General features: G+C 34.8%; 18 protein-coding genes. 3 read left to right on the plus strand and 15 right to left on the minus strand.

Annotated elements, in window-relative coordinates:
* Nucleotides 1–83: 83 nt before the first annotated feature.
* The 13 genes from GMD78_RS06075 to GMD78_RS21730 form a co-directional block, all read right to left on the minus strand.
* Nucleotides 84–533: a DinB family protein gene (locus tag GMD78_RS06075; protein WP_155667941.1), complete on the minus strand. Its 450-nt coding sequence runs from the start codon at nt 531–533 to the stop codon at nt 84–86.
* Between the two features lie 16 nt (nt 534–549).
* Complete coding sequence (locus tag GMD78_RS06080; protein WP_155667942.1) at nt 550–1,542, minus strand: serine hydrolase domain-containing protein; 993 nt, start codon at nt 1,540–1,542, stop codon at nt 550–552.
* A gap of 21 nt (nt 1,543–1,563) precedes the next feature.
* Entirely contained in the window at nt 1,564–2,130 is a 567-nt protein-coding gene (locus GMD78_RS06085) for a CBO0543 family protein (RefSeq protein ID WP_155667943.1), read from the minus strand.
* A gap of 32 nt (nt 2,131–2,162) precedes the next feature.
* On the minus strand, nt 2,163–2,582 hold the full coding sequence (locus GMD78_RS06090) for a hypothetical protein (protein ID WP_155667944.1): 420 nt from the start codon (nt 2,580–2,582) through the stop codon (nt 2,163–2,165).
* Nucleotides 2,583–2,647: 65 nt separating this feature from the next.
* Nucleotides 2,648–3,130 (minus strand): GNAT family N-acetyltransferase, encoded by a 483-nt coding sequence (locus GMD78_RS06095; RefSeq protein WP_155667945.1) that lies wholly within the window; start codon nt 3,128–3,130, stop codon nt 2,648–2,650.
* A gap of 15 nt (nt 3,131–3,145) precedes the next feature.
* Nucleotides 3,146–3,535, minus strand: coding sequence for an NUDIX hydrolase (locus tag GMD78_RS06100; protein WP_155667946.1), 390 nt, complete (start codon nt 3,533–3,535; stop codon nt 3,146–3,148).
* A gap of 455 nt (nt 3,536–3,990) precedes the next feature.
* The gene (locus GMD78_RS06105; protein ID WP_155667947.1) at nt 3,991–4,179 is read right to left on the minus strand and encodes a hypothetical protein; all 189 of its coding nucleotides are present in this window, start codon (nt 4,177–4,179) and stop codon (nt 3,991–3,993) included.
* Entirely contained in the window at nt 4,180–4,503 is a 324-nt protein-coding gene (locus GMD78_RS06110; protein ID WP_155667948.1) for a hypothetical protein, read from the minus strand.
* Nucleotides 4,500–5,018 (minus strand): hypothetical protein, encoded by a 519-nt coding sequence (locus GMD78_RS06115; RefSeq protein WP_155667949.1) that lies wholly within the window; start codon nt 5,016–5,018, stop codon nt 4,500–4,502. Before GMD78_RS06115 ends, GMD78_RS06110 begins: the two co-directional genes overlap by 4 nt.
* Complete coding sequence (locus GMD78_RS06120) at nt 5,002–5,490, minus strand: hypothetical protein (protein WP_155667950.1); 489 nt, start codon at nt 5,488–5,490, stop codon at nt 5,002–5,004. The genes GMD78_RS06115 and GMD78_RS06120 overlap by 17 nt, the downstream gene beginning before the upstream one ends.
* Before the next feature lie 33 nt (nt 5,491–5,523).
* Entirely contained in the window at nt 5,524–5,970 is a 447-nt protein-coding gene (locus GMD78_RS06125; protein ID WP_155667951.1) for a hypothetical protein, read from the minus strand.
* 115 nt (nt 5,971–6,085) lie between these two features.
* On the minus strand, nt 6,086–6,253 hold the full coding sequence (locus tag GMD78_RS21300; RefSeq protein WP_196493744.1) for a hypothetical protein: 168 nt from the start codon (nt 6,251–6,253) through the stop codon (nt 6,086–6,088).
* A 75-nt stretch (nt 6,254–6,328) separates the two neighbouring features.
* Nucleotides 6,329–6,457, minus strand: coding sequence for a hypothetical protein (locus GMD78_RS21730; RefSeq protein WP_281349684.1), 129 nt, complete (start codon nt 6,455–6,457; stop codon nt 6,329–6,331).
* 502 nt (nt 6,458–6,959) lie between these two features.
* Here GMD78_RS21730 and GMD78_RS21935 point away from each other — a divergent pair.
* Complete coding sequence (locus GMD78_RS21935) at nt 6,960–7,298, plus strand: hypothetical protein (protein ID WP_155667952.1); 339 nt, start codon at nt 6,960–6,962, stop codon at nt 7,296–7,298.
* 98 nt (nt 7,299–7,396) lie between these two features.
* Here the strand turns inward: GMD78_RS21935 and GMD78_RS06135 are convergent, their stop codons facing one another.
* Both GMD78_RS06135 and GMD78_RS06140 read right to left on the minus strand, forming a co-directional pair.
* Complete coding sequence (locus GMD78_RS06135) at nt 7,397–8,332, minus strand: hypothetical protein (RefSeq protein WP_155667953.1); 936 nt, start codon at nt 8,330–8,332, stop codon at nt 7,397–7,399.
* Between the two features lie 483 nt (nt 8,333–8,815).
* The gene (locus tag GMD78_RS06140) at nt 8,816–9,664 is read right to left on the minus strand and encodes a DegV family protein (protein WP_155667954.1); all 849 of its coding nucleotides are present in this window, start codon (nt 9,662–9,664) and stop codon (nt 8,816–8,818) included.
* Nucleotides 9,665–9,823: 159 nt separating this feature from the next.
* Between GMD78_RS06140 and GMD78_RS06145 the strand changes: the two genes are divergently transcribed.
* Both GMD78_RS06145 and GMD78_RS06150 read left to right on the plus strand, forming a co-directional pair.
* A complete protein-coding gene (locus GMD78_RS06145; protein WP_155667955.1) occupies nt 9,824–10,495 on the plus strand; it encodes an HAD family hydrolase in 672 nt (223 codons plus the stop codon).
* 333 nt (nt 10,496–10,828) lie between these two features.
* The gene (locus GMD78_RS06150; RefSeq protein ID WP_155667956.1) at nt 10,829–11,272 is read left to right on the plus strand and encodes a S1 domain-containing RNA-binding protein; all 444 of its coding nucleotides are present in this window, start codon (nt 10,829–10,831) and stop codon (nt 11,270–11,272) included.
* The last annotated feature ends 151 nt before the right edge of the window (nt 11,273–11,423 follow it).

The raw sequence follows: 11,423 nt of genomic DNA on the forward strand, positions 1-11,423 counted from the left end.
AAAAAATCTAACTGGTCTTTTTGAAATTGGTAAAATCAACACGCATTGCTATTTTTAAAAATTTGATTTAACATGCTAACAAATTAGTAGTTTAATTTCATTTTAATTTGGTCCAAATGATGTTGATCATGCCTTAAAAAAATATTTGTAAAACTCTCCACTGATAACTGTCGCTTTCCTTTTCCAATGGTAAATCTAATATTCTCATTAATGGTTTCTAGTTCATGAATCAACTCTTTTCTAGTAGCTACAAAATAATCGATGATAGATTCCACGGACTCCCCTTCAAGTGCAGAAATTGCTTCAGCATTAAATTGATCATGATCTGGATAAGAGGGTAATTTAGCCCCTTCTGACATTTGTGGCACCATGTTTTCTAAATTAAACTTATCCCAATAATACATATGACCAATGATCTCTCGTATCGACCACTTTCCCTCAGCAATAGGTTCTAGTATGTGTGATTCTTGAATGTCTTTCACCTTTACTATGTCATCCATTGTTTGGTTAAACTGACGTATTGTTTTATTCATCTAATCCCCTCCAATACTATTTTAAACAGGTAACAACCAAATCTCCAAATCTACGGATATCCGCTAGATAATCAAATTCTTTACTAGATTCTATTCGATTGTTCATTCGTACAGCAACAGCATTTAATTTTGGAATGACTGTACATGAACAACTAGATGCCCCTAGAATCTGATAGGACCCCTCTGGTAAATTCGAACCTAACTCGTCCCATTGATACGAAACCTCACTATCTTTGATCCACCAAAGAAATCCAAATTTAGGCAGATAGTTTGGGACTGTTATCGGGCTCTGTGAGGTTGTTGTTTTCGTAAATATTTTTTCTGGTAAAATTCGTTTACCGTTAAATGATCCCTTATTTAGGTGTAGATTTCCCCAGTAGGCTAGTTCTCTAGCACTTACATACAGATTTCTATCATCACCAGCATTGGAACCTACTCTTAATGCGGGATAACTTTTTGGAGAATGGATATCGCAGACTAATGTTTCTTTACCACTCGTCATCCATTCCGTTTTTGTCCAATCTAAAGGGGAAAATACTTTCTCTCTTAGTATTTCAGCTACTGTTTTACCAGTAGCTTGATACAGTATGCTGGCAAGTAAATCTGGTCTTTTTCCTTCAATGTCTGTTCCCAAAGCAAATGCACGTGTTACATGTTGTTCCTTTATTTTAAGACCTGTACAACGCGTTACCAAATGGCGAATTTTCGTTTCCCCTAGTACTTCTTTATCCAACTCTGGCAGATGATCCGTTAGCTTATCATCAATATCCAAATAACCTTCTTCCATTGCTATCGCTACAGCTAACCCAATATACGTTACTCGAACCGAATACACATTAAATTGAGAACTAGCATTTATTTTTCTTGCGCCTTGCTCAAAGTGATGTGTACCCGAATAATATTCATGAACTATTTTGTTGTTCTGCATGATAACTAATGCCGTTCCAGATGCATATTGTTCCTGTTTTATTTTTTCTGTATAGTCGGTTAAATCATCAAATGATACCATCCATTACACTTCCCCTATCATTCAACTATCTTTTTTTCGATAATCCGCATAATTCTTCCGTAAACTTGCCCAGTATCCTACTAAAAATAGTAGAAAATAAATTGGGAAAGAATAATATGATTCCCAATGAACTTTTTTATATAAACCAAGGAACTCAAAGACTATTTCCCCAACTGAAGAAGTTAGTACTGCAAAAATGAATCCTTTTACTACGGGAGAAGCTTTCGGTTTAATTTCGATCAAGCTCATAATTACAACTGGTATGAGAGTAACATCCCAGGGAACATAAGCAGGAACCCAAGGAAAAACCTGGTAATTATATAGCCAAAGCCCTAGCGAAGAACCTAAAAAGTCTAAAAAGCTCGCTATTAACATGACAATAAAGCCAGTATAGAGCATCCTATTTCTGCTTGCTTTGTTAGCAAATAATAGCCATAAAATCCACGGAACTATTGATAAACAAACCCCTACCCACCACAGGGGTGTCCATAGAACGTTTTCTAACCAAAGGTCCAATTGTTGCTTTTGCAAATCGAATAGTTTTTCAAATAAATCGAGGTTTCGATCAAAATAATCCTGTTGTTCCATAAAAACAAACTCCAAACGTATAAGAATTGTTATTATTGTTTCCGAAACAAGAAAATTCCAATCAACATTGGAATGATCATCAACAATCCAACAGTGACCGTCGGAAAAGCTAATTTAGGTGCAAAGATAGCTCCCATTTCACCTAAAAATCCTCCAATTATAAATGGTATGGCTGTTGTTGCTTTGTTTGCACCTTCCTTAGCATAATACCAAGCATCCCAAACCGCATAAGTATAAAAACCAGGATAGAACAGCATGAAGTCATAAACAGTTATATCCAACGCTTGTTGATGAAATCCATTGAAATCGAGATGAATAGCCTGATTTATTTTTCCAAATATATTATCGAAATGCTCCAAAAACACAAAGATTATCCCTTTGAAAAGTTGACCATTATAAATTTGGCCAAACCCAGGCATTAGTAAAGAAAAGAACGCAGCTATATTCCTCATATATAAATTCCTTTATTCGTAGTTTAGGAATAGTATCTTACAATATTTTACATACTATGCAATGATTATTTTTTAGGTCGTATGTTTCTCAACTGTTTTTCAAACATTACCATATCTAACGCTTGAATTCCATCTTCGTAAATTGGATTAGGGTAGTCATTAAAAAAGTCCTTTTTAATCCCAACCATTCTGAATCCTACTTTTTGGTAAAACGCTATATTTCCTATACTAGAATTAGCTGTACCTACAATCATTTTTTGTTGTCCTTCCCTTTTATAATGCTCTAGTGACCAAGCGACAATTCTTTTGCCTATTCCTAACCTGCGAAATGGAGGAGCTAATGCAATGTTCTTTAATTCAACTACTTCATTCGAATCGAATGTGAACAACACGACACCTGCTAGTTCATCTTTATAATAAACTGAAAACATATCACCAATTTGTATGTACTTGTTAATAACTTCCTCACTTTCATCTGCTAACAGCAAGTAATCTATATAATTTTTTCTATTTCCCTGTTCTACGTACTCTAATGTTACATGTGTCATATGTAGCTCCTTTTACTAGCCTAAAACTCTCAGTAATAACGATTTATCTTCTGTATATACATGCTTTACTCTCTGAAGTTCTGAATGAGACTTCCAATCTACTTCTACAATAATATTGTCAGGATCTTTAATCCCAGCACTGGTTCCTATCTTTTTTACTTCAAAGTAATATGTCTTTACGTTAATCCCTTTTATTTCCGTTTCTTTTACAAATAAGCTTTTGATAACTTCAACATCATAACCTGTTTCTTCTTTTACTTCTCGAACACAGCATTCTTCAGGGGTTTCTCCTTTTTCTATTCCACCTGAGGGAACAGCCCATACATCAGATCCAGCCCCTCTTACCATTAACAGTTTTTTGTCTTCACTCACACAAATAGCCGCAGATCCGTACCATTCTTTCATCACTTTTCCCTCCTCTTGTTACTTATAGTTGGTTAAGGTAGCGGATTCGCTTAATTGTATATCACTTATCTTATGTTACCATAGGTTTCTAAAGAGTTGAATAATTACAAAAACATTACGTTTGGTGTTTTGTTCGTGACAAACCTTTTTCATGGAAGTTTATTGACTTCCTAGTGAGTATTTTAGCTGTGACTATCTTTCTCATGGACATTTTCAGACTCCCACAAGTACATATCGTCCATGACAACCGTTACTTAAACTAATAAAAAAAGGAGCTTGGATTTCCAAACTCCTAAATCAGTATCACAGATAAATACTTTTCCGATCTAACTCTACACCCTTTTGCAATTCAAAGTTATCGGCTTACTTATTCCCCTTGCCACCTGAATCACGTGTTGCTTCTATTTCTTGCCATTCATTATTTACATCTTTATAACTTAGGACTGCATCACCAATTAGCAGATATCTTGAACATCTACATTTAGATGTAATGCCATTGCTTCATAAGCTATCTCTGGTAGAGTATGTTCAAATGTTGGTGGTTCTGTGTCATTGCTATACATAGACCCATCCGTCAATGTAATATCATAGATTTCTAGTCCAGGTTCAGAGTTAGAAAAAAACCGCCTGTTGGCGATTTCCAATTAAGATGTCTTTAGTTGGTTTAGAAAACGAATCGATTCATCGATATCAGTTGTTTTTAACTGTAATTCCTTCCCTTCATTCATTATAAATATAAATACAACTGGTGTTTGTTCCATTTCATATTCAGGTAATCGTTCCTTGGCATCCTCTACTTTCCTAAAATAATCAATTTCTATTATAGGATTACGAACACTAGCAAGATCTTCAAATTGATCGAATATCTTTTCTTTCCCCTCAACCACGACTACATAGAATCTTTCCTCCGTAGTTGGCGAGCAACTCACTAATAATATGATGAATAACAGGATGATTAATGGTTTCAAGAATTCCACCCACTTTGCCTATTGCTAAGTCGTTGAATTCGAATTACGTGGTAATAAATTACTAGCAAACTTTGTGTGGTCATATAGATAGGAATCGACCAATACATAGGATAGCCTTTATCGAAATGGAACAGCCCAATTTTAACCGCAATCCATTCCAGTAAAAAGGCGAATAAACTCCACACGAGAATAAAACCAATATGGAAAAATCCTTGTATATGTAACCGTTTGTATATATAAGCAAAAAAATAACTAAAGGGTCCATACATGACATAACTAAGGAAGTCCATAACTTGATAAGAAGAATCGTCATTTACATCATATAAATCCCAAGGTTCCACACTGATCGTATGATCAAAGAGCATTCCAGCAAATACCCCAAATACGAAAAATGCAATTCCCTCTGTTACCGAAAAAATTTTGGGCATTACCCATATCATAACTGACATCGTTAGTAGAGTAAGAATTATAAACCACTCGTTCCAATTAAACGTTGTATCATAAATTACTGTCATATTGTTGTCCTTCCCAATGTGACCTAATCGCCAATAGTGTTTTACAAATGCCTAAGCCAATCAATAAATAACTCATATTAATGAGTAACTCGTAAAACATATTCCACCTGACAAATTCAATTACCCCAAATAAAACGGAAAAAAAATCCAATAATTGTAAACATCCTATTATAATAATAGAAACAACTATTTTTTTATACCATGCTCTAAATTCAATAAAATAGTTAACAAATATTACAATTAGAATAGGAATAATAATTTCTCGATCGATTAACAAACTGATGAATAGTGATGAGTCATCAGCATTTTTGTATAGCTTTAACTCCATTACCATGATGGAAAAATAGTTCTTCGTAATAATTGCCATTACCATATATAAAATCGTATTTTGCAAAAAATTCAGCCGTTTTTTCATAAAAAAAACAAAAAATAAAACGATAATCATTAATACAACAGTGATAGGTACAGCCATTTTATACACCTCACAAACTGACCTTTTTCTACTTTAAGCGATGAATTTCCGATAATACATTGCTAAGAACGATAATAATACAGGATTTAATAGTGCAGAATACCAAATATTCCACCAGCCATAATTAAAATATCCCCATGGTTCTGGAAGTAGGGCAATTAATTCATACATCAACAAGGGGATTTCCCACAGTAAAATATATCGCAGCTGCACACGAAGCGACTCGGAGAACGGAAACCAATTTAAAAACAACATATTTACGGGTGGTATTAATAATATTAATGCAGGTAAGGATTCCCAATCTATATCCTTAGTAAAGTACCAATAACCTTGATATTTATTGTCGAGATATTGATCAAATCCCATTTGAAATGCAATCGTAAATGCCCATATATGAGCTATTTGCTTGTGTGATAATTTTTTATTTGTTTTGAATGCAACAATATTAAAAACTGTAATGGCAACTAAAAGTCCGATCATAATTAGAAAGATTCCTTTTTTTGTTTAGTATGTCTCTTATCTAGGTGAAATATGTTCAATTATGTACTTCTTGTAAAAATACGATTCCCCAGGATGGGAATCGTATTTAAGATGATTAACTATTATTTTCTTTGTTAGTTATGTAAATTTTCTTTAGTGTTGAGTTGATATTTACTAGGGCAAGTAAAATGAATCCTAGCATAACGAAGGTAATAATCTCCCCAGTGAATATGGAAACTACCCCTAGAACGATTGCATATAGAATATATAACCAATTACTCATTTTTACAACTCCTTTGGTGGATTAATTCGTTACTCTCTTAACTAAATTCTGCACTAATCCCCTCCATACGTGAACTTATTCCCTCTCTTTTATATCGCGTAGTAACTGAATAATCTCCTCATTTTGCTTCGTCATCTTCCGTAGCATCGCCTCCATAGAAAGAAGCGTGAAAAATAGAATGACGCCCCCAATCACAAATAACATCTAACTCCCCCTTTTAAATGTCGGTGCCTGTCACTTGTCGATTTTTATCATATATTGTTGATTTTATATTTTGGTTTGATGCTTTATTTCAAATTCTGGTCTAGTGATATATTCCGCGTAGTTCACAACTTTATCCTTTTCTACATAGGCTTGATACCGAGCTCGAATAGCTTTTGATCGATTACTTTTTTAATATGAATGGACGTATTCAATAATTTCGTCATCTAATAATTGATTTTGTCCCAATGTAGATTTATTAAAGGTTGAAAATGCGAAGTTAGAATTAAATCAATATGGGTCGCTAGACTGTAATAATTATGGCCAAACTTCTAATGAATCTATTTATCTAACAGGCGACGCTCAAATCCCGTTATCTTATACTGCCGTACAAGCAATTGCGCGGTCTCGTATTGTCACCCTACACGCACTAGGACAGAAGGTAGACAGCGATGATATCAGTACGTTACCACTATCATTTAACGAAAATCCTCAAATAACAACTGTGGGTCACGTTAAAACTGATGGATATGATGTATTTTATAAGAAAATCCCCTACCAGACACGTAATATGAAAGCATTCATGACCAACAAAAGAGAAGGTTTTCTAAAACTTTTATGGGACAAACATGGAGTAATTATTGGCGTTTTATGTATAGGACATCAAGCAAAGGATATTATTGCAATTATTGCATTGATGATTAAATTAAAAGTTACAATTCATCAAGCTGTCTACTTTTGTCTTTGTGCATCCATCTGCATCCGAACTTCCTTTTATTGCCTTACAGAAGTATATAAAGTAATCAGTCTGTACTGCATTCCTCTTAATGATTTTTTTAAATAGTTTACGTGAGGCATAATACAAGTTACATACGGAATAATGAACAAAGAAAAACGCTCTCTCTACGAACGTTTCTCATTTAAATCTATTAACACTACCATTTAAACACTTCCAAAAGCTCTAAGAACCTTATATCGATTTACAGCGAGTATCCCCTGCCAATATCTCTCTGCAACAGGGAATTTCTCTGGATATGTTCCCCATTCCCAAGGAATATTCCAAATACCATCTTCTGTCATTTGCTCTACATAAAACTCTATATTTTCCTCAATTAAATCACGGTATTTTTCAAAAAGAGGATGTTCCTGGTCATCAATGAGGTCTAACGGTAAGGGTTTATATCCCGTAGCCCACTCAGATTCATCTTTTTCAATACAATCATCCGTAAGATTCATAACCTTATTCATCACTTCATTAAAGGAATTTGGCATAGTGGTATCAAATTTCACTTGATGATTAAGCATGATCTTGAGTAGCTGTTGAAAATTACTAACTTGATGAAAGTCCATTTCGGTACTCTCCATTACATGTTCAACTGCTTTTTCTGCAGCTCTCCAACCAATGGAAGCATACTCACTTCCTTCTGGTGACCAGTGCACAAGAAATCCAGCTAATTCTGCTCCAGGATTAAATAACCAATTCTGTTGAACTCCCTCTTGCCAATGCCACCATGGTGCATGTGGATAATCATTATTTTCTGGAAGTACAGCACTCCACATACCAGTTTTTTCATCTACTGAATTAGCTAAGTAAGTAAGCATTGATTGTACGACTTCTTCCTCTGGGTCAGCTCCAATTTCCATTAAAACTTGTCCAGCTGCCCATGTTGCCATTGGTGATGAAAGCGGCAACCAAAAATCGGGTTCAATACCATGCCCGAAACCACCATCATCATTTTGAAAGGCCGATAAATAATGAATAACTTGTTCCGAAGATGTGTTTTCAAAGTAGTATCCCCATCTTGCTGCCTCTAAAGGTCTAGCATTTCGTTTAATCCATAAACCTGTCCGATGAAATGTATCCACTGCTATTTTCATATGTTCCTCCTATAAAAAATTTTTTCACATCCGTCCACGTACTAGTTTAGTCACTAGTATACTAAGCAGTCCAACTAGCGTAGCTAAAGCTCCCATAAAAAACTCGTAGATGCCTTCCATACTGTGCGGACTATCTGCAAACTCTATGAGGAAATACAGTGTCACTAAAAAAGGAAGTAAAGAAAATATGTATCGTACTTTGGGAACGAGTTTACCTATGAGTAGATTAAGCAATACAATGCTAACTAACGGAATTACAACGTATAAAAGCCAAAAGATATAGATCTCCTCCTTATGAACAGTTAGAAGTTATGACCAAATTTATACGATGACCTGTAATTATATTACCATTTTTTCAAAAATTAAGATATTAATTCAAAAAAAATCCATTCATCATGACTGTTAAAGAATGCATTTTTTGCTTAGTTCAAACACGGTGCCTGTCACTTGTCGAAATTCGACAAGTGACAGGCACCTCTAAGACTATTCTTCATTCCAAAATATGGCTAGTGTTCCTTCTCCACCGTGGACGGCTAGGGATGAGCTTATTTCACCCATTATAATTTCTAAGTTGGGAATTTCATTTTTAATTCTCTCTTTTAATTCGTTTGCCTTTTCTAACACATTACCATGCATAATACCTACTTGTTTTACTTTATATTCTTCACAAGCTTGTTTAAACAGATTAATGATTTTAGTTGTAGCTTTTTTCTCTGAACGGATACGCTCAAGTAATCCGAGCTCTCCGTCTGATTTAATCGATAAAATAGGTTTAATTTTTAGAAAGTTCCCTAACAAAAACTGTGCTCCAGACATTCTTCCACCTTTATATAACTGCTCTAAGCTACCTAATAAAATTAAATTTTTGGATCGCTTAGCAGTATCACGAAGTATATTGGCCACCTCTTCTACCTGAACATCCTGGTTTACGAGCTTCAGCCCTTTTTGAATTAAAGTTGTAATTGCAAAGGATAATGAACAAGAATCGACCACTTCTACATCAAAATCAGCTTCATCTTTAGCAGCACTTGAACTTTCGATGGTACCACTTAATTTATTTGAAACATGAATGGCAATTGCAGAATTATAATCTTTTTTCAGCTGTTCGTATAACTCTTTGAATTTAGTAACATTAGGTTGCGAGGTTTTAGGTACTTCTTTTTCATTTCGGATAATGTCATATAATTGTTCGGAAGACAAATCCACTCCGTCCTCATACTCTTTCCCTTCAGATATCACCACAATTGGTACTACATAAACATCAGGATGGTTTCGCAACTCTTCTGATAAAAAAGCTGTACTATCCGTCACAAAAGCTATCTTCTTTGCCATATGATCCCTCTTTTCATTCAGTTCTTTTTACTAACTATAATTATACAGGGAAACAAACATTATACCAAGTATTAATATTAGGTTCTAAAAATGTGATAATTCGATCAATATACAATTTTTACAAATTAATTTATACTAATAAACAAAGAGGTGAATGCAATGGCAATTATAACCGTAGATTTTGATGGAACCTTATATCAAGGAAATTCTTTTAAAGTAATGTTTCAAGTAGGGAAAAAGCGTTTTTCTTTTAAACAATGGTATATCGTTTCTTTCGGACTACAGAAGGCCATATTAACGGGAATCTTCAAAGGGAAAAATGCTTTTCGACATCAATTTTTTAAAGCCTTCGCCAAAACATTTAAAGGAAAAACAACGTCTGAAATGGATGAGTTTTTCCAAGAGCTGGTTGATATTGGGAAGAAAGAGGTTCATCAAGACCTGGTTAAGCAAATCAAAACCCACCAAGAAAATGGAGATACTATTATTCTCCTATCTGGAGCTCTTCATCCTTTTCTAGTTACTTTCGCACATGAGCTACAGCTAGATGCACATGTTCTAAGTACTGAGTTAATGTTCGATCAATATGGGATATGTACTGGAGAAGTTGGACCAATAATTAATGGCAATGAAAAAGTCAAAAAAGTTCAAGCATGGTTGGAAAATGAAAATACACTACCTGATCGAGATGGGATCACAGTTTGGGCATATGCGGATAGCGAAAGTGATATTCCACTCTTAGAATATGTGGACAACCCCGTCGTTGTTAATCCAAACCAGGATATGAAAAAAATCGCTGATCAAAATCGGTGGCCAGTGTTTTCTACATAGTGAAGTGAAACTTCAATCAGTTGGGGTTTTCTTCTTCACTCACTGATTGTTAGCATCTTAATGGTATGACCTAAAGACCATTAAACGAATTGGGTATTTACGGAAAATTGATCCTCTACCTAATTTTTTTAGGTTGGTGGCTAACTGTCTATTATATGCGGGATAAAAACTAACAATATTTACATAACAAAGCACACCAAATCGTTCGACAAATTACGACAAGTGACAGGCACTTGTCGAACTGAATTGTCCCTAGGAAATATTCTCTAATTGAATTTGTCTCTAGATTTGGTATAATAAGGTGTTCTTAAAATTATTGAGGGGGAACTTTTTTTGGCAATTGAAGTAGGTAGTAAGGTTAAAGGTAAGGTAACAGGAATCACTAACTTTGGAGCTTTCGTGGAATTGCCTGGAGGCGAAACAGGACTTGTTCATATCAGTGAGGTAGCGGATAGCTATGTTAAGGATGTCAACGAGCACCTTAAAGTTGGAGACCAAACAGAAGTAAAGATTATCAGTGCGCAGGAAGGAAAAATTGCTTTATCTATCAAAAAGGCAATTGAGAAACCTGAAGGTCAAACTTCTTCTTACTCGAAGCGTCCATCTTATAAAGGCGATAAACGTTCAAAAGAATTTCGTTCCAAAGGAAAATTCCAATCGAAGGAAAGCTTTGAAGATAAGCTCTCAAAATTTCTAAAAAATAGCGAAGAGAACTTATCAACCATTAAACGTAATACAGAAGGAAAACGGGGCGGAAGAGGCGGAAGACGCGGTTAATAACCCCGATAAAATAAAGTGAATCTAACAATCAGTGGGGGATTCTTCATCTACCACTGATTGTTAGATAAACGAATCGTACAAATGCTGGACTAAGTAGAGAAGTAAATTCACTGAATTGGCTTCTCTTTTTTAATACCTACTCCCCAGT

This window comes from Ornithinibacillus caprae (assembly GCF_009728145.1).
Classification (GTDB): Bacteria; Bacillota; Bacilli; order Bacillales; family Amphibacillaceae; genus Ornithinibacillus; species Ornithinibacillus caprae.